The following is a 23,774-nucleotide window of genomic DNA, read 5'->3' as shown; positions in this document are numbered from 1 at the left end:
GAGCCGGAAATGACGAGCAAGAACGCTTTGGTGACGGGGGCTTCACGGGGAATCGGCCGGGCGATCGCCCGGCGGCTGGCCGCCGACGGCGCCGTGGTCGCCGTGCACCACGGCGGCAACGAGGTCGCGGCCAAGGAGACCGTCGCGCTGATCGAGGCGGCGGGCGGCCGCGCCTTCCCGGTGTGCGCCCGCTTCGGGGAAGCCGGCGCCGTCGACCGGCTGGCCGGCGCGGTCACCGACGCGTTCGGCGACGGCCTGGACATCCTGGTCAGCAACGCCGGCATCAGCTCGCACAGCACGATCGGCCAGCTGACCGAGGAGGAGCTGGACCAGCTCCTGGACATCAACGTCAAGACGCCGACGTTGCTGATCCGGCGCCTGGTGCCGGCACTGAACGAAGGCGGCCGGATCGTCATCGTCGGCTCGATGGCCTCGCGGATCGCCGTGCAGAGCCAGATCGGCTACACGGTCAGCAAAGCCGCGGTCGAGGCGCTCGCGCCGACGCTGGCCAACGAGCTCGGCCACCGCGGGATCACGGTGAACACCGTCGCGCCCGGGCCGATCCGGACGGACATGACCGAGCCGATGCTGGCGATCCCGGAGGCGGCGGCCGGCCTCACCGCGATGACGGCGCTGGGCCGGATCGGCGAGCCCGAAGACGTCGCCGACGTGGTCGGGTTCCTCGCCGGGCCGGACGGCCGCTGGGTGACCGGCCGCACGCTGGACGTCTCGGGCGGCACGTTCCTCGGCCCGATCACGCCCGCCTGAGCCCGCCGGCCGCCCGGGTCACGCCCGGGCGGCCAGGCCGTCGAGGTGGATCTCGCCTTCGCCGTGGTGCTCGGCGACGAACTCGGGCCCCTTGGTGACCAGCCGCGCGATCGCCGTGGCGTGGCCGTGGCCGAGGCCGTGCTCGGTCTTGAGCCACGCGACGATCTCGCCGTGCTTGGTGAGTTTCTTGCCGGCGGCCAGGTCGAGGAAGCCACGCGGGGTGATGCCGGTCTGCTTCTCGGCGTTGTCGAGGTAGGCCTGAAAGGACATGAGGACTCCAGAGGTCGGGGCCGGTCAGTGTCCCCAACCTCTCACCGACAACTTTTTTTGTCACGCCTTCCGCGCAGCGGCGGCGAGCGTCGCATACGGCAGCACGAAGCTGCCGCCGAGCCCGTCGATAGCCGCACCGACGCCGTCGAGCACGTCCGCCAGCACCTCCGGCGCCAGCCGGGTCAGACCACCCGTGGTCGGAAGGAAGTCGAGCCACTCGTCGCGGGTGTAGGACCGCTCCCACTCGAACCGCCACCGCTCGGGCTCGCCGAAGCCGCCGGCGTCGCGGATCCCGTCGGCGAACCTCGTGAACATGAGGTCGTAGATCTCGTCAGCACTCCTCGACTCCCCCGCGAACGGCGACCCGGGCAGCACTCGCCGGATGGCGCCGGCAAAGGCATCCGCCACCACAGCAGGCGGCTGGAACACGTGCGCGAACACGGCGAGCAGCCCATCAGGACGCAGCACCCCGGCCGCCTTGGCCGGACCCGCGACGGGATCGACCCAGTGCCAGGCCTGACCCGAGACGACCGCGTCGAAGGCCCGCCCGGCGGGCTCCCAGTCCTCGAACGTCGCGACCTCGACATCAATCCCGCCACCTCGAGCGAAGGCGGCCATCCGCGCATCGGGATCGACGCCGAGCACCCGGCACCCCGCATCGCGGAACTGCCGCGCTTCGATCCCGGTACCGCACCCGACATCAAGGAGGTCGAGGCCCGGACTCTCGGCCACGATCCGGGCAACCAGTTCGGCGGGATAATCGGGCCGGGCACGGTCGTAGCGATCGACGTCAACCCCGAAGGATTCAGCCATCGAGCGAGCTTCATGAGGCAAAGTGGGCATGCGCCCACCATAGTGGGCACGCGCCCACAACGACAACCACGTGGGCGTTCGCCGAGGGCGTACCGGAGAATGGCGCCATGCCGACCGGGGTCCACTTGCGCGACGTCCGCAAGCAGCTGTTCGACGCGGCGGATCGAGTCCTGCGCCGAGACGGCCCGAACGCGCTGACGAGCCGAGCGGTGACGACGGAGGCGGACGTCGCGAAGGGCGTACTGCACCGTCACTTCACGGACTTCGACGCGTTCCTGGCGGAGCTGGTCCGCAACCGCATAGCAGGCCTGGCCGACCAGGCAGCACTCTTGCACGCCGCCGCGGGAACACGAACAGTGGCCGAGAACCTCGTAGCCGCGCTGACGGAGCTGTTCGACCCGATCTCACTGGCCCTGGTGAGCCTGCTGTTCTCCCGCGACGAGCTACGCAACCGCCTACGCCGAACAGGTGAGGGGCTCCCCCTTCTGGTGGAAGCCCGGGAAATGCTCACGAACTACTTGGCGGCCGAGCGCGAACAGGGCCGCATAGCAGCGGACGCAGACGTGAACTCCCTGGCCTTGTCCTTGATCGGCGCGGGCCACCTCCTGTTCGCAGGCCGCCGCCGAGGCACACCGCCAGAGGACAACGAGCTGAGGAAAGTGGTCCACACGGTCATCGCCGATGTGGTGCAACGCCGACTGCTGTAAAAGTCCGAAGTAGACAAATCCACTCGGCCCCCACAAGACACTGAACGAGAAAGCCCCGTTCGCACATTCCGCGAACAGGGGCCACCGCGATCTCGTGGAGCTTCTCCACCGTTATTCGAACCGTCCTGACCTCCTGGGACCGCTGGTCAGCGTCTTGAAGCGGGTCAGGGAACCCGCCGAGGACGGTCACGAGAAGGTTACGACGATCGAGGACAGGACAGCGTCATCTGGGTACATCCGCCACGCCTTGACCGATGGCCAGGTCGGCGAGGTCATCGCCGCCTACAGGTCAGGCGAGACAGCCAAGAAGCTCGCGGAGCGCTACGACGTGCACATCAACACGATCAAGAAGAAGCTGCACAAACACGGGGTCAGGCGACACTAGGCGCTCACACTGTCCGTTCTATAACGAGAGAGATACAGACTGTAACAGCTGCACATGCTACGCGACTGTCACGGGCAGGAGAAAAGATCACACTGGGTTACAATGACAAAAGAGGCCGCCTGTTATGACTAGATTTTCCATTGCGTACACACCATCCGACACCGAATTCTCAGTTAGCGACGGCGACTTCTCCGCTCTGGAAACTCGCGACAGCGGCAACGGCAGCGACTTCCATTACTTTTTCGATACTCAAACAAACCGTCTCATCACTGACTTCGTCCTGGAAGACCGCCCACAGGTTGCAACCCTATGCCAAGTTACCTTGATCAAAAAGGACGACAACTACTCCCCCCGAATACGGCTATGGAAGAAAGACAAGACAAAGCTCGGCAAGAAAGTTGTGGAAACTGAGGTCACAGAGACCGAGGTTACCAAGATCATCAAGGCTACCGTTGACACAAGTGATGCCTACCAGAACTTCTGGAAGCTCATCCACTTCTTGCAAAGCTTTTCGGAGTTATCACTTCCAGACAATAACTTCCGGGTCGTCACTGACGATCGGGCAGAGTTAGCGAAAAGCTTTGAAGGCAAAGATAAGCAGACGATCCTAGAAGCCGTGCGGATTGCACTCGGTGGCTCAATCACCGAAGAAGATCTACACATGATGAGCAACCGTAAAGCTCAGCTCGAAGTATTCGAGAAGCTGCTCGACGACGCCGACTACTTTCAGCACGAGCAGGAGATGCTAGACAAGAAGCCCGAAGCCATCTGGCAGCGCTTCTTTGAAGCCAATCCCTGGATCTTCGGCTACGGCTTGAATCTCATCGCCTGCGAGCCTCTGGATGAAAGAAAGATGGAGCGCATCACCACGGGGGCCAACATCTTCACGGGCGCAGGTAAGCGAAGCGATGCTGTCATGCGATCTAAAGGCTATATCAGCAGCCTTGCCTTCTGCGAGATCAAGACTCACAGAACTCCATTACTTGACAAGGCAGCCTACCGTCCGCCGGACGTCTACCAAGCATCTAAAGAGTTAAGCGGAGGCTTGTCGCAGGTACAGAAAACCGTGAGCAAGGCCCTTCAGCTGATATCCAGCCAGTTGCATGAACTCTACGAGGATGACGGGACCCCTACCGGAATTCAGGTCTCAACGACCAAGCCGCGACAAGTTTTGGTCATTGGACACCTGCAGGAATTAGCCGAAGGCGGACGAGTAAACCCGGAGAAATTGACCTCATTCGAACTCTACCGCAACTCGATCCAAGACATTGAAGTAATTACCTTCGATGAACTGTACGAGCGAGCATGCTTTATTGTTCGAGACAACTAAGCTCGCAGCCTACGGTTCGCACGCCCGGTCGACCGCCACCATTTTTGGATGGCCACTCGAACGATGTACTCAAACACATGCAGAAGTATTGGCGCGTCCTGTTTCCCGCCTCTGACTTCATGAGCAACCTCGTAGGCGAGTTTCCTCGGAGTTTTCCACGGAACTTCGCACATAGATGCGGGAAACGGTATGCCAGCGTGCAAATCGCTCGATCGATACTCGTAGATGCGCCTCAACTGCTTACGCAACTTCGACCAATCTACTCTCGCACCTTGCGTCGTCGGCCTCCTAGGCGGCTGCGGCGGCTGATACCGCTGAAAGAAGTCGAGAAATTTTCTCGTCGATCTCCCTTGATCCGCAAGCCTACGAGCTGCCCATTCAATCAACTCGTCGTCTCCCGTCTCAAGCAGACGCTTCACGATCATTGACGGTTCCGTCTCCGGGAAGGCTCTTTTGAGTCGCGCGCCGGCCGGCAAGTCAGGAGCTAGCTGAGCGACCACTTCGGCGGCACTTACCAATCGGAGCCAAGCTTGTCTGGGGTCATCTTCTGCGATCCAGAGCGCCTCCTGATAAGTGCGCGCCGCCCTGATCAGCGCGGCGGCTTCCAAAGACGACAAACTCGAATAGAGTTCAATCAGCTCCAAAGCACGCAAACTTTCACCATGCGTTCTCCTCCAAGCATACGGAAGAACTCGCAAATAGTGTGGAGGAAAAGGTGAATAAGGAGTCGACTTCCTCTGTTGATGAGGTGCACCCCTCGGATCCTGACCCAGCTCGAAAACCCTAATGATTCCCGCTGACCGCACACGCCTACCGGTCGCGATTGATACCAGTGCAGCCACTTCGTCGCTAGCATCGCCACCATGATAGACGTCAGGGTCAGTTTGTTTCCAAGTATCGTCTACATAGTCATACGAAGGCTCATCCGAATGCGCATACTGCTCTACTCTTCCCATAAGACACATAGCCGGAGCGTTCAAATCTCCGTTAATGTAGAGCTCGCTAGGCAGCTGATCATATAACGGATCGATGAATCTAAACGGACCAGCGGATCCCTCAAGCGGCGCGAGCCAAGTATCGACATAAAACCCGATTTCCAGTGCGCCAATCGATGACGCCCCCTCCTCGGCTAGCCTTGCATTTCGCCACATCCACGGCCCCTTGTCTGCCGAGATATTCTTCGCCTCGCGTCGTTCAACCATCACCAATCCTTATCTGCAGACAGACGCAATCCGACCGTGTCAGGCACGGATTATGCACCCCTTGCGAAAGGCGCACAAATCATTAGGGACACAGGAGCGTCGATCCCGTCGGCGACACGCTCGTACGGCCACGCCTCCACGCTTTCAAGGATCCCCGCGTCGCGCCGGTTGACGACAACGCCGCACCGCGCGATGATGTATGAGAAATTTCTCCAACTTCGAGCAAGGAGGCCCTGTGCGCGCCGAGTTTCTTGGCAAGGACCCCGAGTCCAGCGAGGGAGACTCCCCTACGCTGTTCGCCACCGACCGGACTGACCGGGTGACCTACATCGCCCAGGGCTGGAAGGTGACCGACCCCCAGGCGCTCGCCGACGTCGGTTCGGTGCCGGACCACGAGACCTTGATCGAGATCCCCGAAGAGGTCCTGAAGTTCTACGCTCGCCGCTACGCACAGGAGAAGGGAACGGACAACTGACGTTCATCGAGCCAGGCCCGGAGTTCGCCAAGCTCTTCGAGACCTTCGAGCACACCGCCTACCGGCTGGAGACGCGCGATCAGTACAACTCGCCTCGTGAGGCCGAGTCGCTCCGCAAGTTCCTTGCCGGAGAGTTGAACGTCTCGTACCACGAGAACTGGCTGAACATGGTTCGCCAAGCCACGGCCGAAGGGCGCCACTTCTCACGCGTGCGGGTGGTGAGCTTCCCGCTCACCGACTACATCCGCTTCGGAATGTGGGTGGCGGGCTACACCCGCGAAGCGGGTGACGACATCCGCTACATCACCCGTGAGCAGGCAGCCGGCCTGCCGGACTACGACTACTGGCTGTTCGACTCCCGCAAGCTGCTCAAGATGCGCTTCACCGACGACGACCAGTTCCTCGGCGCGGAGGTCATCGAGGATCCGGCCGAGATCGTTCAGCACAACCACTGGCGTGATGCCGCGCAGCACCACGCCATCGAGCGAGATGAGTTTGTCGCCAAGTATGAGCAACGGGACGACCGGCGTTGACGAAGCGCGCAACGCGCTGGGCAAACGACTCCGCGAGCTCCGGATAGCCGCCAAACTATCCGGTAAAGAGCTCGCCGAGTCGTTGTCATGGGTGGGCTCCAAAATCTCGAAGATCGAGAACGGCAAGCAGACGCCGACCGATGACGACATCAGGGACTGGACGAGAGCGACTAAGTCAGAAGACCAGACAGCCAGTCTTCTCGCCGCACTCCACAACCTTGAGCTTCAGCACGCCGAGTGGCAGCGAGTACTCAAGGCGGGCATGAAGTCCCACCAGCTCACGCTGTCGCAGCTGGACGAGCGGACCAAGTTCTACCGCGGCTTCGAGAACACGGTCATTCCTGGCCTCATTCAGACACCTGAGTATGCCCGTGCCCGCTTCGCCCAAGTCGTCATGGTCCACAGGGTGCCTAACGACATCCATGAAGCCGTGAAGGCGCGGATGCAGCGGCAGGAGATGCTGTACCGGCCCGACAAGCGCTTCCACTTCGTCATCACCGAGGCCGCGCTGCGCTACCGGCTGGTGAGCCGCGACATCATGATCGGCCAGCTTGACCGCCTGATGGCGATGACCTCCATGCGCAACGTCAGGCTCGGGATCATCGACTTCAAGACCCAGTACGTCACCGATCCCCGGCACGGCTTCTGGGTGCTGGACAACCATCTTGTTCGGTTCGAGTCGTACTCAGCGGAGATCAACCTCCGCCAGCCCCAGGAGATCGAGCTGTACACCGGCATCTTCGAGCACTTGGCCGCCGTTGCCAGCTACGGCAGCGAGGCTCGGGCGATCATCAGCCGCGTCATGCACGAACTCGCCGGCGAGGCCGAAGACGCTGGCTCCTAATTTCCGCAGGTCAGACCCTTCAAAGTTTTTCGAGAAAAACCGAGCAAATTTCTGGCGGCGCTGTATCGGTCTGCTTACTCTCCAGAAGCGTCTACCCGCTGACCTCGGAGAAGAGCCGCCTGATGATGCCTGTGCCCCTGCTGACCAAGGACCAGATCAACCGCTTGCCCGAGCGCGCGCGGGAGGTGGTCGAGTACCGCAAGAGCGGCTTGAGCCTCAACCACATCCAAGGCTGTCCGCTGGGGTGCGCTTACTGCATCCGCCACACCTACGGCCTATGGGATGAGAACCAGCCACGGGCGCTGATGACGGACGCGGCGGCCGTCGACGAGCTGGTCAACCACCGGTACTTCCAGCCGCACGTCACGCCGATCCAGCTGTTCAACCGGGCAACCGAACCGTTCTTGCCGAAGGTGCGGCCGCACACCTTCGCTGTGCTTGAAGACCTGGACGCTCGCGAGCTGACCAACCACGTCCTCGTCATCAGCCGGCATCAGATGAAGCCCTACGACATCGAGCGGCTGAACCAGCTCCGGCACGTGAAGGTGACGCTGCTGTTCACGTACTCCGGGATCGACAACCCGAAGATCGAGCCGTACCCGTCGCAGGTCGCGGCCGATTCCTTGAAGCTGATGAGTGCGCCGGAGCTGCGGAAGTACCGGACGGTGCTGTACTGGCGCCCGCTGGTCCCCGGTCTCAACGACACCGATGAGCACCTCGACGCCGCCCACTCACTGAGCAAGCACGCCGACGCCACGGTGTTCACCGGTCTGTTCTACCGCGACCAGATCGCCGCTTACTACAAGGCCAACGGCATTCCTGAGCCCTATGAGGACACGGCGCGGCGCAAGATCGTGCCCGAGACCCTCGAGCGGCGCGTCCTCGACGCCTTCTCCGGTTCGTCGGCCTTGTTCCGCAAGACGTCCTGCGCGGTCAGCTACGCCCACGGGCTGCCGGACTACAACGGTCACTATGGCATCCGCGAGCTGTGCGACATCTGCCCGCTGAGCCAGCTCGAGGTGTGCGCTGGCGCCCATCGTGTCCCGGCTCGGGAAGACATACACCAAATCGCCCGCGTGTTGCCGGAGGCCGACCGCCTCAGGGTCGTAGACATCACCGAGCGGGCCGCCGTCGTGACGGGCTTGGCCGTGGAGCAACCGCGCTACTTCTTGCAGCACGCGCTTGGCTTCCAGGTCCACGACGCACGCCACCCGCACCACGCGAACCGGCACGGCCGCGCGGACATCGGATGGAAGGACAAGACCAGCTCATGACTGACTGGAGAAGCCTCAGCTACGTCGTTGTCGATGTCGAAGGCAACGGCCACCAGCCGCCCGACTTGGTCGAGCTGGCCGCGGTGCCCATCGTCGCCGGCATCGTCGGGGAGCCGAAAAGCTGGCTGGTGAAGCCCGACCAGCCGATCAGTCACTTCGCCCGCCGGATTCACGGCATCACCAACGAACAGGTCGCCGACGCTCCGGTGTTCGGCGACATCGAAGCCGACGTGCTCAAGGCGCTCGACGCCTCCGCCCTGATCGCGCACAACGCCCACGTCGACGTCGGGGTACTCCAGCGCAAGCTCGGCGACTGGGAATGCCCCGAGGTCTTCGACACGCTCAAGCTCGCCCGGCGCCTGCTGCCCGGTCGCTCGACCTACAAGCTCGGCTCACTGGTCGAAGAGTTCGACCTCGCCCGCGGCCTTGACGGCGAAGACCAGCCGCACCGGGCCACCTATGACGCCATCGTGACAGCCCGGCTGTTCGTCCACCTCGCAGGCCGGCGAGCGATCGAAGAACTGCGCCACCAGCCACCAGGAGGGAGTACCGATGACACCCCGGCTCTCTTCTGAGCGTAGGCACGGCCTGTTCGTCAGCGTCGACGGACCGGGCGGTGCAGGGAAGACCACGATCGTCCGCCACCTGGCGCAGATGCTCGTGGCCGACGGAGAACACGTCCACGTCACCGCGGAGCCGTCCACCAGCGGCATCGGGCAGCTGGCCTCCGATCTCACTCCGACCGTCACCGGTCATGCACTGGCCTGCCTCTACGCAGCCGACCGCTACCACCACGTCGAGACCGAGATCAAGCCACACCTGAAGTCCGGGCAGATCGTCATCTCCGACCGCTATCTCGCCTCCGGTCTGGTCGTTCAGCGCTTCGACGGCGTTGATCCCGTGTTCCTCTGGCAACTCAACGAGGAAGTCGAACGACCCGACCTCACCGTCATCCTCGAAGCCGACCCCCACGTGATCGCTGAGCGGTTGCTTGAGCGCGGGCCGCACAACCGCTTCCAGCTCGCTCCGGACAGCAGCCACGCCGAGGTCAGCTACTACCGCGATGCCACCAACGCCCTGGCGGATGCCGGTTTCGAGGTATTGCGCGTGGACTGCAGCAGCCGCCCACCAGAGCAGTCCGCCGCTGCCATCCGCGACCGGTTGACTGTGCTCCTCGCACCGAGCGAGGTGTGTGCCTGATGAACCAGTCGAGCAACAACGACGATGCCCTTCGCCGTTACCCTGAGCTTCGGCAGCTCGTCGCCGTCGAACGCGCTCAGATACAAGCACAGCTCACCGACACCGCCAGCAAGCTGGACGAAGGACGGCAGTTCTTCTCCGCCGCCCTCGCGCTGCTCACCGACGGCATCAAGGGCCTGGTCGAGGCTGGCGCAGGAACCGAACGCACCGTGCTGACCAGCGCAAACGATGAAAGCGGCTCCACCCTGGATGAGGGCGGAGCCGCTTTCGATCTTGCTTCCGACACAGCCCTTCTCGCCGTGGTCCTCGCGGACCACGGTTCAAGTAGGACCGCCATGGTGGGCGATACTGGGATCGAACCAGTGACCTCTTCGGTGTGAACGAAGCGCTCTCCCCCTGAGCTAATCGCCCGTCGCACGAACTTCCACGAGGTCCGAGGGGGCGGACTCGTGGTGCGCGATACTGGGATTGAACCAGTGACCTCTTCCGTGTCAGGGAAGCGCTCTCCCGCTGAGCTAATCGCGCGCTGCGGAACTTCGTACTGACAGTAACCATATCGGACGTCTTCCCCGGGCCGCGCAGGGGGTCCGGTGTGGTGCGCCGGGTGCGAAAACGCCGTGACACGTACGTGCGGAAACGGGCAGACTGCGAGGGACATCCGCCTTCACCCCGACCGTCGCCGGCGCCGAAGGCGGCCATCCCGCCGGCGCGGCCGACCAGGAGAGCTCCCGCCTCGATGACCGAAACCGTGTCCACCCCGCCCGCCGACGTGCCCCGCGCCCCGGCGCGCTCGGGACTCCTCATCGGGGTCCTCGTGCTGTCGGCGTTCGTGATGATCCTCAACGAGACGATCCTCAGTGTCGCGCTGCGCGAGCTGACCGTCGACCTCCGTGTCCCGACCACGACGGTGCAGTGGCTGACCAGCGGGTTCCTGCTGACCATGGCCGTTGTCATCCCCACGACCGGGTTCCTGCTGGAGCGGTTCTCGCCGCGGCAGGTGTTCCTCTTCTCGCTGTCGGCGTTCAGCCTGGGCACGCTGTTGTGCGCGCTCGCGCCCGGGTTCGGGATGCTGATGGCCGGGCGTGTGGTGCAGGCGTGCGGCACGGCGGTGATGCTGCCGCTGCTGATGACGACGGTGATGCGGCTGGTGCCGCCGGAGCGGCGGGGCGCGACGATGGGCACGATCACCATCGTCATCGCGGTCGCGCCGGCGATCGGGCCGACCATCGGCGGTGCCGTGCTTTCGCTGGGCTGGCGCTGGATGTTCTGGATCGTGCTGCCGCTGGCGGTCGCCGCACTGGTGGCCGGGGGGCTGCTGCTGCGCATCGACAGCGAACGCCGTCAGGTGCCGCTGGACGTGCCGTCGGTGCTGCTGTCCGCGATCGGGTTCGGTGGGGTGCTGTACGGCCTGTCGTCGACCGGTGAACCGGCCGGTGCCGAGCCGCCGGTGCCGCCGTGGCTCTCGATCGTCGTCGGTGTCGTCGCGCTGGTGGTGTTCGTCTGGCGTCAGCTGCGGCTGCAACGCCGTGACCGCGCTCTGCTCGACCTGCGGCCGTTCACGAACCGCAGTTTCGTCGTCGCGCTGGTGCTGACCGCGCTGCTGTTCGTGTGCCTGATCGGCGGGGCGGCGATCCTGCTGCCGCTGTACCTGCAGACGGTGCTGCACACCAGCACGTTCGTCAGCGGCTTGGCCGTGCTGCCCGGCGGGCTGGTGCTGGGCCTGCTGGGCCGCCCGGTCGGCAAGCTGTTCGACAAGATCGGCGCGCGGCCGCTCGTCATCCCGGGGGCGGCGGCGATGGCCGCTTCGCTGTGGCTGTTCACCGTGCTGGGGCCGGCGTCGCCGCTGATCGCGGTGATCGGGATCCACGTGCTGCTGATGGCCGGGCTCGGGCTGATGATGACGCCGCTGTTCACCGAGTCGCTCGGCTCGCTGCCCGACCACCTGTACCCGCACGGCAGCGCGATCCTCTCGACGCTGCAGCAGGTGGCCGGGGCGCTCGGCACGGCGGTGTTCGTCAGCGTGGCGACGCTCGGCAGTCACGACACCACGGCGGGCAGCCCGGATGGTTCGGGGCTGCGGGCCGCCTTCGTGGTCGCCGGGGTCTTCGGCACGCTCGCCTTCGCCGGCACCTGGCTGATTCGCCGCCGCACCCCGGTCGAGGCATCCACTTCGGACAGCTGAGAAAGTCCCGCTTCCGCTCGGCGAAGGCTGGGGGAGACCTGCGAGCGGAAGCGGGAGTTCGAGGCCGGTACGGGGGTCGCCTCGCGGCGAAAGGCACAACACGGCTCCTGCGTTACCGGCACTCCGTGAAGGCAAGGGGTGAGGCCCGGGGACACCGCCGTACCGACACCCGTTACAACGTCCCGCGCGCCGCGGTGTTCCCCGGCCGCGCGGGACGTGACGCGGCTCATGCCGCCGCCCGACTCACTGTCCACAAGGGACAGCGCAGGGGTCAGGACGCGGGCGTCACCGGGGCCAGCAGCAACCCCGTGATCGCGTCGATCAGGCCGGTGCCCGCGTCGTCCCAGCTGGCCCGCGGCGTCGCCGTGCCCTCCGCCAGCGCCCGCTCGCGTTCGGCCGTCATGTGGATCATCAGCTGGCGGGCCATGTCGCCCCGCTCGGCGCGGACCTCGGGCGGCAGGCCGTCCAGGCACCGGTTCAGCCCTTCGACCGCGCGCGCGAGCGCCGGCGACGACGACAGCGACTCCTCCACGACGATCGGCCGCAGCGCCGGGTCGGTCATGACCTGGGCACTGAACCGCGCGAACCAGGTCGGCGAACCCAGCTCCCGCAGGTAGCTCGTGGAGGGGCGGACCAGGCAGGCCACCCAGCCGCGCAGGTCGCCGTCGCCCTCGACCGCCTCGACGAGCTCGGCGCGCAGCCGTTCGATCCGCCCGAAGTGCTTCCGGGCGATCGCGCGGACCAGGTCGACCTTGGTGCCGAAGTGGTAGTTGACCGCGGCGTTGTTGCCCTGCCCGGCCGCCTCGCTGATGTGCCGGTTGGACACCGCGTGCACCCCGTGCTCGGCGAACAGCCGCTCCGCCGTCACGAGGATGCTCTCCCGCGTGGCACTCGCGCGGTCCGTCTTGACGTTCATCCACCCACCCGGTCACCCCGACGATCTGCCGGTCCCCACCTTACGGAGCCCGTCACCGGAGCCGTCCCAGCCACGCCCGCGCCGTGGCCAGGTAGCGGCGGCTGAACTCGGTGGCGGGCGCCCAGGCCTCGAACCCGTGCGGGCCGCCGGGCACGACGTGGAACGTCGTGGCGACGCCCGCCGCGCGCAGCCGGCGGGCGTATTCGGCGGCTTCGTCGTGGAACAGGTCGATGTCGCCGACGCCGATCCACGTCTCCGGCAGCCCGGCGACGTCGTCCCGGCGCGCGGGCACGGCGTAGTGGGGCACGACCGCCGCGCCGGGCTCGGTCCCGAGGTAGGCGTGCCAGCCGAAGCGGTTGAGGCGGTTGTCCCAGACCCGGTGCCCGGCGTCGTCGAGGCCGCGCCGGGCCGCGGTCCGGTCGTCCAGCATCGGGCAGAAGAGCCACTGCGCGCGCGGCCCCTCACCCTCGTCGTGCAGGCGCTGCACGAGCGCCGCCGCGAGCCCGCCGCCCGCGCTCTGGCCGCCGACGACGATCCGCTCCGCGGCGGCGTGACCGCGCAGCCACGTCCAGGCGGCGTGGCCGTCGTCGAGTGCCGCCGGGTAGGGGTGTTCCGGGGCGAGGCGGTACTCGGCGGACACGACCGTGATGCCGAGCTCGCGCGCCGTCTCCGCGCAGAACCGGTCGTCCTGGGCCGCGCCGCCGATGACCAGGCCGCCGCCGTGGATCCACAGCAGCGTGAGATCGGACTGCGGGGTGTGCGGCCGGTAGACCCGCAGGCCGGGGTGCAGCTCCACGGCGACGCCGGGCACCGGCGTCAGGCGCATCCGCGCGGTCGCCGCCCGCATCAGGCGCCGCGCCCAAGTCCGCTCCAGCGGCAGGCGCGGCATCATCCGGACCCGGCCGCGCAGTTCGGGCGCCACCGCGAACAGGTTCACTGCACCGACCAGCCGCCGTCGGACGGCAGCAGGGCGCCGTTGACGTTCACGCCGTCGTCGGCGAGCAGGAAGGTGATCGACGCGGCCAGCTGCTCGGCCGTGGCGATCGGCGGGATGAGCCCGAGGAATTCCCCGATCCGGCCCTGCCCGAACTCCGACGGCTCCCCCGGCAGCCCGATGCCGGTCGCGACGCCGCCGGGAGCGACGGCGTTGACGCGGATGCCGTGCGGCCCGTACATGAAGGCGCAGCTGCGGGTGATGCCGACGACGGCGTGTTTCGAAGCGGTGTAGGCGATTCCGGCGGCCGAGCCGCGTAGCGCCGCTTCGGAAGCGACGTTCACGATGGCGCCGGAGCCCGCCTTGAGCATCGCCGGGACGACCGCGCGGATGAGCCGGAACGTCCCCTCGACGTTCACGGCGAAGACGCGTCGCCACAGCTCGTCGCTCACCTCGTGAGCCGGTGAGAAGTCGTCGACGATGCCGGCGACGTTCGCCAGCCCGTCGATGCGCGGGCCCGCCGCGGCGAGGATCCGCGCCACGCCGCTCTCGTCGGTGATGTCGGCGGGCACGGCGACCAGTTCCGGGGCTCCAAGCTCGGCTGCGAACTCGTCCAGCCGGCCCGCCGAGACGTCGACCGCGACGACCCGGCCGCCTTCGCGGGCGATGCGCGACGCCGTGGCCCGGCCGATGCCGGACGCCGCGCCGGTCACGACGACCGTCCGGCCCTCGAACCGGCCGGGCACGATCCGCTCGCGCCACCCCGCCCGGGCGGCCCCGGGTGCCGGGGTCACCCCGTCGTTGGCCCGCGTCACCAGGTCGTCGACGACCTCCTGGGCGAGCCGGCCCTGACTGAGGGCGACCAGCTGCCGCAACGGCAGCAGCCGGACCGGCGCGAGGACGGTCTCGTCGACCCCCGCCTCGGCGAGCAGGGAACGGATGAGCGGGCCGCCGTCGGGGTGCGCGACCCAGTCGCCGATCGTGGTGTCCGCCGTGAGCGGTTCTGCGGTGGTCATGCGCGCAGCATACCTCTTTTTTAAGTCAATTGCTTGACTTAGTCTGGCTGGCGAGAATCCGGTGGAGCGTGGCGGTCCAGCCACTGGCCGGGCCGCGCCCCGGTTCCTAGCGTGATCGTCATGATCGAGGTGCTGGCGCCGATCCTGATCGGCCTGCTCTACGTCCTGCTCAACTCCTTCGTCCGCGAGCCGCACCGGCGGAAGTTCAACGCCGTGATGGTGGGCGGCGCGGGCGCGGCCTACCTCTCCGGCGGCGCGCTCGGTCCGTGGGAGCTCGTGTTCTGCGCGGTCATGGTCTACGTCGCCTTCCGCGGGCTCGACTCGTGGACGTTCATCGGCATCGGCTGGCTGCTGCACACCGGCTGGGACATCGTCCACCACCTGAAGGGCCAGCCGATCCTGCCGTTCGCCCACAGCTCGTCCTTCGGCTGCGCGATCTGCGACCCGGTGATCGCGATCTGGTGCTTCACCGGAGGCCGGTCCGTGTGGGCGTGGCGGCGGGTTGGCGCGCCGCCGGCGGGGGTACCCGGGGTGACATGAGCGCCGACGTCGAACGCGCCGCGCACGCCTACTGTCCCCGGTGCCACCCCGACCCCCGGCCCGGGGACGTCATCACGGCGCTGTGCGGCGCCCGCCACTCCTACTACGGCCGCCGCGAACGGCCGGTCAACACCTGTCCCGCCTGCGTGACGCTGGCTTCGGCCAACGTCTACGCCTGCGGGCACCCCGGCGCCTGAACCACTCCGGATTCGGGTGTTCCGGAACCACCCGGCGAACCGACCACATAGGCTGATCGGCATGAAGAGGGTGGGGATCGCCACGGCGACCGCGGCGGTCGCCGCACTCGCGCTGGCGCTGGTCCTCGGCTTGCTGGGCGGCACACCGACCGGCGCCGGGGACAACGGGGACGGCTATCGGTTGTTCTGCGGGCCGGGGCTCACGCCGTCGACGCCGGACCACAAGGCGAGCTGGCTGGGTGGGGTGGTGCTCGACTTCGGGCGCGGCACGCCGTGCCCGGACCCGCAGCCGTCCAGTGCCGCCGTGCTCTTCGGGTCCGTCGCGAACGGGCACGGGTCGTTCAGCCTCGTCGAACTCGGCTGGCTGTACGTGCTGCTGGTCTTCCTGGTCACCCTGCTCGCGGCCTGGGCGGTGCAGGCGCGCGGCACGCTGCGCCTGCTCTTCCTGCTACCGCCGCTGCTGCCCCTGCTCGAACCGGCCTTCGCGCGGCTGTTCGTGTCGACGTTCGCCGAGCCGGCCGGCCTGTTCGGCGCGTACACGCTGATGTGCGGGCTCGCGGTGATCGCCGCGACCAGGGCCGGCGACGGCTTCGCACGGCTGTCGGCCCTGCTCCTCGTCGCCGTCGGCGGCGTCGTGGGCGGGCTGGCGAAGATCGGCTTCCTCCCGTTGTTCGTGCTGGCCGTGCTCGTCTGCGCGGTCACCGCCGCCCGGCCGGGCCGGGGTGCCTGGTGGGCCGGCCGGATCGTCGGGCCGGTGATCGCCGTCCTGCTCGTGCTCGAGATCATCGCCCCGATCCGCACGAACCTCGCGTGGCAGGACCGCAACTACGCCGACGTCAACGCGGTCAACGTCGTCTACACCTTCGTCCTGGCCGACCTGCCGGGTTCGGCGCACCGGCTCGGCCTGCCCGAGGACGCGCAGCAGAGCGCGGGGCACGCGTACTACCCCGACGGCCCGGAGGCGCTCGCCGGTTCCGACGTCCTGCTCGAGCAACCCGGCACGGTCAAGCACAAGGCGTGGGACCTCCTGCTGGAGCACCCGGGCGTGCTGGCCGGTGCGATCGGCGTCGGCCTGCAGGCGACGCTGGGGCGGAGCCTGCCGTACCTGCCGGACACGCCGTGGTCGGCGGCGAGCCGTCCCCCGGACAACTCGGCCCCGGTCAGCGGCGACATGGGCGGCGACTCGACCACGTTCCAGCAGTGGCTCGACGGCATGGGCATCCCGTGGTTGCCCGCGGTGCTGGTCCTGCTCAGCCTGGCCGCCGCGGTGGTGGCGCTGCTGCGGAACCGCCGCTCGACGACCCGGTACGGCATCGTCGCCGGAGTGGCCGCGACGGCCGCGCTCGGCATCGCGGCGATGGCGGTGGTCGGCGACGGGTACTTCGAGATCGCCAAGCACGTGTGGCTGGCCGCGTACCTGCTCGACGTCGCGACCCTGGCGCTGGGCGTCGTGGTGGCGCCGGTCGTGCTGCGGCGGGGCCGTGAGCTGTGGAACCGCCGCCGCGCCGCGGCCGGGACGCCGGAGACGCGGGAACCGGAGCCGGCCACCCCGGTCAACTGAACTGACGTGAAGGCCACCTTGAGGAACTTCAAGTTCCGCAAGGTGGCCTTCACGAACTTGATGTCCTAAAAGGACGGTCACGCAGGGCGCGGATCAGTGCGGGGAGTGCTGCCACCAGCGCGATCCCCCGCACGACGCCGGCGACGAGGTACGGCGCCCGCAGCCCGGGTGCGTGCGCCACCAGCCCGCCGGTCAGGCTGCCTGCCGGAATCAGGCCCCAGCCGACCAGCCGGTACGCGCTGGTGACCGGCCGCGGGTGCGGTGCGGTGCGGTGCGTTGTGGACGGCCGGGACCCGGCCGCCGCCCGGCGGCACCGTCCGGCTGTTCGGCCGGGCCCGGGCCGGGCTCCTCGAAGCCCTGCGCTCCCCCGCGACCACGACCGACCTGGCGCGGGCGCTCGCGGTCACGCCCAGCGCCGTGTCGCAGCACCTGCGTGTCCTGCGCGAAAACGGGCTGGTGACGCGGGAACGCTCCGGGCGCCAGGTCGTCTACCTGATCACGGCGCTCGGAGCGTCCCTGCTCTCTTCTTGACTCAGCCCGCCAGCGAGGACAGCGGCACCGCGAACACCGAGCGGCCACAGACCTCGTTCTTCACCGAGCACTGGGCCGTTGACCACTCCGCCATGGACCACACCAGGCCCGTCGACGAGTCGTACGTCAACGACTCCGGGTGCATGGCCCAGCAGGCCGTCGTCCCGGAATCGCACGTCGCCGAGGTGCTCTTCGCCGTCGTCTGGGTCCAGAGCTGGCCGTTGATCGTCTCCGAGCTGTGGGCCACGTACCACTTGCCGTTGTTGGACAGCACCCCCTGGACGTTGCCCACGTAGCTGCGGAACGCCTCGGTCGCGGTCACCGTGCCGGACGACGTCGCCAGCAGGTAGTCCGTGCCCATCGAGTAGCGGTTGAGGCGGCCGTGGAGGTTCGTCTCCTTGAAGTACTCCGACGTCACGATGCTCGCCGGGCTGGTGCTGCGGTCCAGCGACAGCGACGAGAAGCACGGCACCGCCGTGTCGGACTTCATGTCGCAGACGCCGCCCGCATAGCTGTAGTAGCCGATCTGCATCATCGCGTACTTGTACGTGTAGGCGGCGTACCCGGCCGACGTCTTGCCGATCGTGCTCGACGTCGTGTCGGTCATCTGCAGGATGTGCTTGGTGCTGAACACCCGGATCGCGGTGGAGGTGTCGCCCTCGGCCGTCACGTAGATCTTGTCGCCGTACCAGGCCATCCCGCCCATGTGCGCCTGCGCGGCGGAGAAGGTGGTGCCGGTGCTGTTGGGCTCGGCCAGGTACATCATCCGGTACGACGGCTTGGCGGGGTCGTTGTAGTTGATCGCCTGGATCCGCGCGTCGTTGTACCGCTCGAGCTCGGCGGTGCCGTGCCAGCCGGACAGGATGATCTTGTCCGCGCCCCACTTCCCGTCGTTGTCGGCGTCGCCGGAGGTCGTGATGCTCTGCGGTGTCCACGCCGCCGAGCCGGCGCGGTCGGCGTCCCAGCACATCGACTTGGTGGCCACCGGCGCCTTGGGCAGCGAAGCCTTTTCCGCGGCGGTACAGCCGGTCATGTCGTAGTTGGTGTCGTTGACCACGGTGTTGAGGCTGACGTTCGGCAGCGCGTTGTCCAGCGCAGTGAGCGCGGCGGCCGGCGTGGCGTGCCACACCAGGTTCTGCTTGGTCGTCGTCGTCAGCGGGTCGCTGTAGGCGGCGCTCGCCGTCCCCGGCAGCGCCAGCGCGCCGGCCGCCACGGCCAGCGCGAGCACGAGTGCTTTCCGAATTCGCATGGACGTCAGTACGCCAGGCCGGAATCCAAATTTCGTACACCGTGTTTGTACGGCTTTGTACCGGCGTGGCGAACCGGCGCGAGCGCTTCAGCCGACGACGTCGATTTCGAACGGCTCGGAGGCGCTGTACTCGAGATCGGCCCACACCGCGCCGGGCAGGGCGAAGCGGCGGTGCGAGGTCAGTTTGTCGTCGTAGCCCGGCTCGGACTTGGGGTTGTGGCCGACCCCGGCCTTGTCCGAGCCCCAGGCGAAGATGTTGCCGACCCACATCGGGTGCGAGACGCCGTTGCCGTCGATCCGCGGGCGGACGACGACGGCGGCGCCGCTGCTGCCGGACAGGTTGAGCCGGACCGTGTTCGAGCCCGCGTTGGGCGGGGTCACCGTGATGCGTTCCATGATCTCCACTCCGGGTTCGGCGGACAGGGGTGCCGGTGGTGCGTCGTCGACGCCGGGCCAGTAGTCGGCGACGACGGAGATGTCGATGCCGGGCGGGACGTCGAGCAGGTACTGCGCCGCGATCGCGCCGGCCGGGATCTCGGGTTTCCCGGTGGCCGTGGCGATCCAGTACAGCGGCGGTTCGACCTGCTGGACGGCGAACGCGGCCTTCACCTTCGGCCACGTCGAGCGGTTGCAGTAGACGACCGGGTGGGCGAACCCGGACCGGCGCCGCATCGCCGCCCACCCGGGCGCCTGCCCGGGCGCGGCGTCCTTGGGTTCCACGTCCAGGACGTGGCCGTCGTTCGTGGACGCCTTCTTGACGATCCGCACCTTCAGCGCGTCCGGGAAGAGCGCCCAGTCCGCGGCCGTCCACGGCGCGTACTTGATCCGGTCGACGTACCCGGCCACCAGCACGGGCCGCCGGTCCTTCTTGAGGATGTTCCGCGCGGTGAGCGCGTCGTACATGGTGCGCATCGGCTGCCTCGGCTCGGGAATCGGCTGACATCGGCCGTTCCACCATCGCCGGGGCCCCGGCCGCGCCGCCACGCCGAACGGACGTCCCTTGGGGCGGACCGCCGGGCGAAGGCCCGCGGCCCCCGGCGACGACGATCATCAGTGTTACCATTATCTCGTTACCGGTGGAAACACGAACGGGATTGCGCGTTTCGGGGACATCTTTGGCTGTGCTGTAACAACTTTTGGACTTCCGGCGCCATAGGGGACGGCGTTCGCGCCAGTCCGGTCCCCAGCGCATCAGGAGTTCGTGATGGGTATTCGCCGTTCCGTGGTCCCCCGAAGATCAAGACGCACCCTCGCGGCCGGGGTGATCGTGCCGCTCGCCGGCGCGCTCGCGGTGGCCGTCGCCGCCGCGGCGCCCGCGGCCGCCGTGCCCGCCGGGTTCACCGACACGGTCGCGATCGGGGGCCTGACCTCGCCGACCGCCGCCGCGTTCGCGCCCGACGGGCGGGTCTTCATCGCCGAGAAGAGCGGGCTGGTCAAGGTCTTCGACTCCCTCGCCGACCCGACCGCGACGGTGTTCGCCGACCTGCGCACCCCGACCCAGGACTTCTGGGACCGCGGCCTGCTCGGGCTGGCCGTCGACCCCGCCTTCCCCGCCCGGCCGTACGTCTACGTCTCCTACACGCTCGACGCCCTGCCGGGCGGCACCGCGCCGCAGTGGGGCGACACCTGCCCGACGCCCCCGGGCGCCACCGACCAGGGCTGCGTCGTGACCGGCCGCGTCTCCCAGCTGACGATGGGCCCGGACGGGACCGCGGTCAGCGAGAAACCGCTGGTCACCGGCTGGTGCCAGCAGTTCCCCAGCCACTCGATCGGCGCACTGGCCTTCGGCCCGGACGGCGCCCTCTACGCGGGCGGCGGAGACGGCGCCAGCTTCAACTTCGCCGACTACGGCCAGGTCGGGAACCCCTGCGCCGACCCGCCCTCGCCCGCCGGGACGAACCTCTCACCGCCGTCGGCCGAAGGCGGCGCGCTGCGTTCGCAGTCCCCGCGCCGCCCGGCCGGCCAGCCGGTGCTGCTCAACGGCGCGCTGCTGCGCATCGACCCCGACACCGGTGCCGGCCTGCCCGGCAACCCCTTCGCGAGCAGCTCCGACGCCAACGCCCGCCGCGTCATCGCCTACGGGTCGCGCAACCAGTTCCGGTTCGGGTTCCGGCCGGGCACCGCCGAGCTGTGGGCCGGCGACGTCGGCTGGAACACCTGGGAGGAGATCAACCGCGTCGCCGACGCCGGGGACGCGGTGGCCGAGAACTTCGGCTGGCCCTGCTTCGAAGGCAACGCCCGGCAGGCCGGCTACGACGGCGCCAACCTCGACGTCTGCGAGTCCCTGTACTCCGCCGGCGGGCAGACCGCGCCGTACTACACCTACAACCACAACGCCAAGGTCGTGGCGACCGACCCGTGCCCCACCGGCGGCTCCTCGATCAGCGGGATCGCGTTCGAGTCGGGCAGCACCTATCCCGCCGAGTACGCCGGCGCGCTGTTCTTCGCCGACTCCTCCCGCGGCTGCATCTGGGCGATGCAGACCGTCGGCGGCCAGCCCAGCCCGAGCCGCCTGGTCCCGTTCGTGACCGGCGTCAGCACGCCCGTCCAGGTGCTGACCGGCCCCGGCGGCGACCTCTTCTACGTCGCGCTGGGCAGCGGTGAACTGCACCGCGTGAGCTACCCCGGCAGCGCGAACCGGCCGCCGGTCGCGTCGGCCACGGCGACCCCGTCGAGCGGGCCGGCCCCGCTGACCGTCCAGTTCGACGGCACCGGATCGACCGACCCGGACGCCGGCGACGTGCTGTCCTACGCCTGGGACCTCGACGCGGACGGCGCGTACGACGACTCCACCGCCGCCCGCCCCACCTGGACGTACACGACCGCGGCGGCGGTCGACGCCGGGCTGCGGGTGACGGACTCCCACGGCGCGACGGGGACCACGACGGTCCGCGTCACCGTCGGCAACCCGGCGGGGCTGGACCCGGTGCCCGTCATCGACACCCCGAGCAGCGCGCTGACCTGGTCGGTGGGCCAGACCGTGCCGTTCTCCGGCCGCGCGATCGACGCCCAGGACGGCGCCCTGCCGCCGTCGGCGCTGTCCTGGCGGCTCGCCATCCGGCACTGCGCGGCCAACGGCACCTGCCACACCCACAACGTCCAGGACTTCCCCGGCGTCGCCGCGGGATCGTTCGTCGCGCCGGACCACGAGTACCCGTCGTACCTGCAGCTGACGCTGACCGCGACGGATTCGACCGGCCGCACCGGGTCGAAGACGATCGACCTCCAGCCGAAGACGGTGACGCTGAGCTTCACCTCCAACCCCAGCCAGGCGACGCTGACCGTCGGCGGGACCCAGCAGCGCACCCCGTTCTCCCGGACGGTGATCGCCGGCTCGACCAACTCCGTCAGCGCGGACAGCCCGCAGAACCTGCCACCGTTCAACCTGAAGTACGCCTTCTCCAGTTGGGCGCACGGTGGGCCGCGGGTGCAGAACATCGTCGCGCCGTCGACGTCGGCGACCTACCAGGCGAACTACCGGCTCTGCTGGCTGCTGCAGCCCTGCTGAGCGGGACGACCCGGCGCCGGGGGGCGCCGGGTCATTCTCCCGGGTTCTTCGTCTTCTCGGCCTTCTTCGACTCTTTCGCGGCTTGTTTCGACTCCTTCGCCGCCTGCTTGGACGACTGCTTGGCCGCCTTCGCGGACTCCTTGGCCGCCTGCTTGTCCGGGTTGTTCCCGTTGGCCGCCGCCGAGTTCCCGGGGTCCGCGACCGCCGTCGACTCCCCTGCCGGCTGCGCCCCGGTCGTTTCCCCGTCTGGGGCGCCTGGCGTGGATGTGACCTGCGCGCCCGACGTCGGCTGGACGCCGCCCGGCGGGGCGCCGTCGCGGGAACCGGCCTGCGGCCCGGTGCGCACGGGCTGGGTCGTCGTGCCCTCGCTGCCGGAGAGCGGCGGCGGGGCGTCGCCGGAGTTGCTCGCGCCGATCGTCACCGTCGTGACCAGCGCCGCGCCCGCGGCGGCCACCTTCGCCGCCGTCGCCCAAGACAGGGCCGACGTGCCCACGCCGGTGGCACCGGACGAGGCCAGCGAGCCGGTCGTGGACAGCCACTGCGAGACGATCGGGACGCCGAGGATGAGCGGGGCGATCCCGGCGGGCAGCTCCTCGTTGAGCTGCCGGAGACCGGCGGCCAGTTCCCGGCAGTCCGCGCAGCGGTCGAGGTGGGCTGTGATCCGGTGCGCCTTCTGATCGCCGATCCCGTCGCGCACCCACTTGGCCAGCTGGCCGGAGACGGCCCGGCAGGCCCGCCGCCGCGCGGTGGGGACGTGCTGGTCCAGGTAGGCCTGGCGCAGGCCCTCCCGGGCGCGGTAGGCCAGCGCGGCGACGCCGTTCGCCGTCATCCCGAGATCCTGCGCGATCTGCGCCGGCGACTCGCCCATGATCTCGGTCCGCCACAGCACCTCACGCCACCGCTGAGGCAAACCGGCGAACGCCTCCGCGGCGACAGAGGCGTGCATCCGGCTGTCCACCGGCTCGTCGCTGCCCTCGCCCGGCAGCACGTCCGGCACCTCGGCGACCACCGAAACCGCCGAGTCCCGCCGCCGCCAGCTGATCATCGTGTTCCGGATGGTCGTCAGCAGATAAGGCCGGAAATCCTCGTCCGGGCCTTCGCCGGAACGCAGAATCCGCAGTACGCGGGTGAATCCTTCGGCGATCAGGTCGTCGCGTTCCGCCGCGTCGGCCGCGATTGCGGCCGCCACCCGCCGGGCGGCGACGAGGTGCCGGTCGTAGAGCTCGCCGTACGCCGCGACGTCGCCGCCGCGTACCGCGTCGATCAAGACCGCGTCGCTCGGGCCGTCCACCGTCCCGGCCGCCGCCGGCGCCACCTCGGTCACCACACCCCCTCGCCG

At 68.2% G+C, this 23,774-nt stretch carries 25 protein-coding genes and 2 tRNA genes; 16 read left to right on the top strand and 11 right to left on the bottom strand.

Annotated features, from left to right (window positions below):
- Positions 1-9 precede the first annotated feature (9 nt).
- Positions 10-768, top strand: a complete 759-nt coding sequence (locus A3CE_RS0146910; protein WP_026469545.1) for an SDR family NAD(P)-dependent oxidoreductase — start codon at positions 10-12, stop codon at positions 766-768.
- An 18-nt stretch (positions 769-786) separates the two neighbouring features.
- Here the strand turns inward: A3CE_RS0146910 and A3CE_RS0146905 are convergent, their stop codons facing one another.
- Both A3CE_RS0146905 and A3CE_RS0146900 read right to left on the bottom strand, forming a co-directional pair.
- A complete protein-coding gene (locus tag A3CE_RS0146905) occupies positions 787-1,038 on the bottom strand; it encodes a DUF4287 domain-containing protein (RefSeq protein ID WP_020647063.1) in 252 nt (83 codons plus the stop codon).
- A gap of 60 nt (positions 1,039-1,098) precedes the next feature.
- Complete coding sequence (locus tag A3CE_RS0146900; RefSeq protein WP_020647062.1) at positions 1,099-1,851, bottom strand: class I SAM-dependent methyltransferase; 753 nt, start codon at positions 1,849-1,851, stop codon at positions 1,099-1,101.
- Positions 1,852-1,958: 107 nt separating this feature from the next.
- Here A3CE_RS0146900 and A3CE_RS0146895 point away from each other — a divergent pair, with 107 nt between their 5' ends.
- The 9 genes from A3CE_RS0146895 to tmk all read left to right on the top strand — a co-directional run bounded on the left by A3CE_RS0146895 (position 1,959) and on the right by tmk (position 9,801).
- On the top strand, positions 1,959-2,558 hold the full coding sequence (locus A3CE_RS0146895; RefSeq protein WP_020647061.1) for a TetR/AcrR family transcriptional regulator: 600 nt from the start codon (positions 1,959-1,961) through the stop codon (positions 2,556-2,558).
- Between the two features lie 94 nt (positions 2,559-2,652).
- Positions 2,653-2,943, top strand: a complete 291-nt coding sequence (locus A3CE_RS0146890; RefSeq protein ID WP_020647060.1) for a hypothetical protein — start codon at positions 2,653-2,655, stop codon at positions 2,941-2,943.
- A gap of 124 nt (positions 2,944-3,067) precedes the next feature.
- Positions 3,068-4,273 (top strand): Shedu immune nuclease family protein, encoded by a 1,206-nt coding sequence (locus A3CE_RS0146885; protein ID WP_063714225.1) that lies wholly within the window; start codon positions 3,068-3,070, stop codon positions 4,271-4,273.
- A gap of 1,437 nt (positions 4,274-5,710) precedes the next feature.
- On the top strand, positions 5,711-5,950 hold the full coding sequence (locus A3CE_RS0146880) for a hypothetical protein (protein ID WP_020647058.1): 240 nt from the start codon (positions 5,711-5,713) through the stop codon (positions 5,948-5,950).
- A complete protein-coding gene (locus tag A3CE_RS0146875) occupies positions 5,947-6,483 on the top strand; it encodes a DUF6879 family protein (protein ID WP_043791495.1) in 537 nt (178 codons plus the stop codon). Before A3CE_RS0146880 ends, A3CE_RS0146875 begins: the two co-directional genes overlap by 4 nt.
- Positions 6,458-7,327, top strand: coding sequence for a helix-turn-helix domain-containing protein (locus A3CE_RS0146870; protein ID WP_020647056.1), 870 nt, complete (start codon positions 6,458-6,460; stop codon positions 7,325-7,327). The genes A3CE_RS0146875 and A3CE_RS0146870 overlap by 26 nt, the downstream gene beginning before the upstream one ends.
- A gap of 122 nt (positions 7,328-7,449) precedes the next feature.
- Positions 7,450-8,601 (top strand): radical SAM protein, encoded by a 1,152-nt coding sequence (locus tag A3CE_RS0146865; protein ID WP_043791494.1) that lies wholly within the window; start codon positions 7,450-7,452, stop codon positions 8,599-8,601.
- Entirely contained in the window at positions 8,598-9,176 is a 579-nt protein-coding gene (locus A3CE_RS0146860) for a 3'-5' exonuclease (RefSeq protein WP_020647054.1), read from the top strand. The genes A3CE_RS0146865 and A3CE_RS0146860 overlap by 4 nt, the downstream gene beginning before the upstream one ends.
- Positions 9,154-9,801, top strand: a complete 648-nt coding sequence (gene tmk / locus A3CE_RS0146855; protein ID WP_020647053.1) for a dTMP kinase — start codon at positions 9,154-9,156, stop codon at positions 9,799-9,801. Before A3CE_RS0146860 ends, tmk begins: the two co-directional genes overlap by 23 nt.
- Before the next feature lie 336 nt (positions 9,802-10,137).
- On the opposite strand, the gene A3CE_RS0146850 is transcribed toward tmk, so the two are convergent.
- Together A3CE_RS0146850 and A3CE_RS0146845 are read right to left on the bottom strand one after the other, a co-directional pair.
- A tRNA-Val gene (locus tag A3CE_RS0146850) sits at positions 10,138-10,212 on the bottom strand.
- Between the two features lie 39 nt (positions 10,213-10,251).
- Positions 10,252-10,326, bottom strand: a tRNA-Val gene (locus A3CE_RS0146845).
- A gap of 211 nt (positions 10,327-10,537) precedes the next feature.
- On the opposite strand from A3CE_RS0146845, the gene A3CE_RS0146840 reads away from it, so the two are divergent.
- Positions 10,538-11,983: a DHA2 family efflux MFS transporter permease subunit gene (locus A3CE_RS0146840; protein ID WP_020647052.1), complete on the top strand. Its 1,446-nt coding sequence runs from the start codon at positions 10,538-10,540 to the stop codon at positions 11,981-11,983.
- Between the two features lie 271 nt (positions 11,984-12,254).
- Here A3CE_RS0146840 and A3CE_RS0146835 read toward each other — a convergent pair whose 3' ends face one another.
- From A3CE_RS0146835 to A3CE_RS0146825, 3 genes are read right to left on the bottom strand one after another with little or no spacing between them, the layout of a single operon-like run.
- The gene (locus A3CE_RS0146835) at positions 12,255-12,899 is read right to left on the bottom strand and encodes a TetR/AcrR family transcriptional regulator (protein ID WP_020647051.1); all 645 of its coding nucleotides are present in this window, start codon (positions 12,897-12,899) and stop codon (positions 12,255-12,257) included.
- Positions 12,900-12,951: 52 nt separating this feature from the next.
- Entirely contained in the window at positions 12,952-13,836 is an 885-nt protein-coding gene (locus tag A3CE_RS0146830; protein WP_020647050.1) for an alpha/beta hydrolase, read from the bottom strand.
- Positions 13,833-14,849, bottom strand: coding sequence for an SDR family NAD(P)-dependent oxidoreductase (locus A3CE_RS0146825; protein WP_020647049.1), 1,017 nt, complete (start codon positions 14,847-14,849; stop codon positions 13,833-13,835). The genes A3CE_RS0146830 and A3CE_RS0146825 overlap by 4 nt, the downstream gene beginning before the upstream one ends.
- 120 nt (positions 14,850-14,969) lie before the next feature.
- Between A3CE_RS0146825 and A3CE_RS0146820 the strand changes: the two genes are divergently transcribed.
- The 3 genes from A3CE_RS0146820 (at position 14,970) to wsfD (ending at position 17,147) form a co-directional block, all read left to right on the top strand.
- Positions 14,970-15,389 carry a DUF6010 family protein gene (locus A3CE_RS0146820; RefSeq protein ID WP_026469543.1) on the top strand — a complete coding sequence of 140 codons (420 nt, stop codon included), beginning with the start codon at positions 14,970-14,972 and terminating at the stop codon, positions 15,387-15,389.
- Positions 15,386-15,586, top strand: a complete 201-nt coding sequence (locus A3CE_RS0146815; RefSeq protein ID WP_020647047.1) for a hypothetical protein — start codon at positions 15,386-15,388, stop codon at positions 15,584-15,586. The genes A3CE_RS0146820 and A3CE_RS0146815 overlap by 4 nt, the downstream gene beginning before the upstream one ends.
- A gap of 61 nt (positions 15,587-15,647) precedes the next feature.
- A complete protein-coding gene (gene wsfD, locus A3CE_RS0146810) occupies positions 15,648-17,147 on the top strand; it encodes a glycan biosynthesis hexose transferase WsfD (protein WP_043791491.1) in 1,500 nt (499 codons plus the stop codon).
- 49 nt (positions 17,148-17,196) lie between these two features.
- Here wsfD and A3CE_RS59490 read toward each other — a convergent pair whose 3' ends face one another.
- Complete coding sequence (locus A3CE_RS59490; RefSeq protein ID WP_260473725.1) at positions 17,197-17,328, bottom strand: hypothetical protein; 132 nt, start codon at positions 17,326-17,328, stop codon at positions 17,197-17,199.
- Between the two features lie 95 nt (positions 17,329-17,423).
- Here A3CE_RS59490 and A3CE_RS0146805 point away from each other — a divergent pair, with 95 nt between their 5' ends.
- The gene (locus A3CE_RS0146805; protein ID WP_020647045.1) at positions 17,424-17,678 is read left to right on the top strand and encodes an ArsR/SmtB family transcription factor; all 255 of its coding nucleotides are present in this window, start codon (positions 17,424-17,426) and stop codon (positions 17,676-17,678) included.
- Between the two features lies 1 nt (position 17,679).
- On the opposite strand, the gene A3CE_RS0146800 is transcribed toward A3CE_RS0146805, so the two are convergent.
- Both A3CE_RS0146800 and A3CE_RS0146795 read right to left on the bottom strand, forming a co-directional pair.
- Complete coding sequence (locus A3CE_RS0146800; protein WP_043791489.1) at positions 17,680-18,927, bottom strand: hypothetical protein; 1,248 nt, start codon at positions 18,925-18,927, stop codon at positions 17,680-17,682.
- 87 nt (positions 18,928-19,014) lie between these two features.
- Entirely contained in the window at positions 19,015-19,839 is an 825-nt protein-coding gene (locus A3CE_RS0146795; protein WP_020647043.1) for a hypothetical protein, read from the bottom strand.
- A 292-nt stretch (positions 19,840-20,131) separates the two neighbouring features.
- On the opposite strand from A3CE_RS0146795, the gene A3CE_RS0146790 reads away from it, so the two are divergent.
- On the top strand, positions 20,132-22,435 hold the full coding sequence (locus tag A3CE_RS0146790; protein ID WP_245589733.1) for a PQQ-dependent sugar dehydrogenase: 2,304 nt from the start codon (positions 20,132-20,134) through the stop codon (positions 22,433-22,435).
- Between the two features lie 31 nt (positions 22,436-22,466).
- Here A3CE_RS0146790 and A3CE_RS0146785 read toward each other — a convergent pair whose 3' ends face one another.
- Positions 22,467-23,759, bottom strand: coding sequence for a sigma-70 family RNA polymerase sigma factor (locus tag A3CE_RS0146785; RefSeq protein WP_245589732.1), 1,293 nt, complete (start codon positions 23,757-23,759; stop codon positions 22,467-22,469).
- Positions 23,760-23,774: the final 15 nt, after the last annotated feature.

The organism is Amycolatopsis balhimycina FH 1894 (assembly GCF_000384295.1).
GTDB classification, from domain to species: Bacteria; Actinomycetota; Actinomycetes; order Mycobacteriales; family Pseudonocardiaceae; genus Amycolatopsis; species Amycolatopsis balhimycina.
The sequence above is the reverse complement of the archived record's forward strand: the minus strand, read 5'-3'. Positions and strand labels throughout refer to the sequence as shown.

Excerpts from the sequence above, each read along its gene's own strand:
- A3CE_RS0146820 (WP_026469543.1), top strand. The coding sequence starts at position 14,970 with ATGATCGAGGTGCTGGCGCCGATCCTGATCGGCCTGCTCTACGTCCTG.
- A3CE_RS0146790 (WP_245589733.1), top strand. The coding sequence starts at position 20,132 with ATGGGTATTCGCCGTTCCGTGGTCCCCCGAAGATCAAGACGCACCCTC.
- wsfD (WP_043791491.1), top strand. The coding sequence starts at position 15,648 with ATGAAGAGGGTGGGGATCGCCACGGCGACCGCGGCGGTCGCCGCACTC.
- A3CE_RS0146840 (WP_020647052.1), top strand. The coding sequence starts at position 10,538 with ATGACCGAAACCGTGTCCACCCCGCCCGCCGACGTGCCCCGCGCCCCG.
- A3CE_RS0146870 (WP_020647056.1), top strand. The coding sequence starts at position 6,458 with ATGAGCAACGGGACGACCGGCGTTGACGAAGCGCGCAACGCGCTGGGC.
- A3CE_RS0146905 (WP_020647063.1), bottom strand. The coding sequence starts at position 1,038 with ATGTCCTTTCAGGCCTACCTCGACAACGCCGAGAAGCAGACCGGCATC.
- A3CE_RS0146895 (WP_020647061.1), top strand. The coding sequence starts at position 1,959 with ATGCCGACCGGGGTCCACTTGCGCGACGTCCGCAAGCAGCTGTTCGAC.
- A3CE_RS0146800 (WP_043791489.1), bottom strand. The coding sequence starts at position 18,927 with ATGCGAATTCGGAAAGCACTCGTGCTCGCGCTGGCCGTGGCGGCCGGC.
- tmk (WP_020647053.1), top strand. The coding sequence starts at position 9,154 with ATGACACCCCGGCTCTCTTCTGAGCGTAGGCACGGCCTGTTCGTCAGC.
- A3CE_RS0146835 (WP_020647051.1), bottom strand. The coding sequence starts at position 12,899 with ATGAACGTCAAGACGGACCGCGCGAGTGCCACGCGGGAGAGCATCCTC.
- A3CE_RS0146900 (WP_020647062.1), bottom strand. The coding sequence starts at position 1,851 with ATGGCTGAATCCTTCGGGGTTGACGTCGATCGCTACGACCGTGCCCGG.
- A3CE_RS0146910 (WP_026469545.1), top strand. The coding sequence starts at position 10 with ATGACGAGCAAGAACGCTTTGGTGACGGGGGCTTCACGGGGAATCGGC.
- A3CE_RS0146815 (WP_020647047.1), top strand. The coding sequence starts at position 15,386 with ATGAGCGCCGACGTCGAACGCGCCGCGCACGCCTACTGTCCCCGGTGC.
- A3CE_RS0146885 (WP_063714225.1), top strand. The coding sequence starts at position 3,068 with ATGACTAGATTTTCCATTGCGTACACACCATCCGACACCGAATTCTCA.
- A3CE_RS0146795 (WP_020647043.1), bottom strand. The coding sequence starts at position 19,839 with ATGCGCACCATGTACGACGCGCTCACCGCGCGGAACATCCTCAAGAAG.
- A3CE_RS0146860 (WP_020647054.1), top strand. The coding sequence starts at position 8,598 with ATGACTGACTGGAGAAGCCTCAGCTACGTCGTTGTCGATGTCGAAGGC.
- A3CE_RS0146865 (WP_043791494.1), top strand. The coding sequence starts at position 7,450 with ATGATGCCTGTGCCCCTGCTGACCAAGGACCAGATCAACCGCTTGCCC.
- A3CE_RS0146825 (WP_020647049.1), bottom strand. The coding sequence starts at position 14,849 with ATGACCACCGCAGAACCGCTCACGGCGGACACCACGATCGGCGACTGG.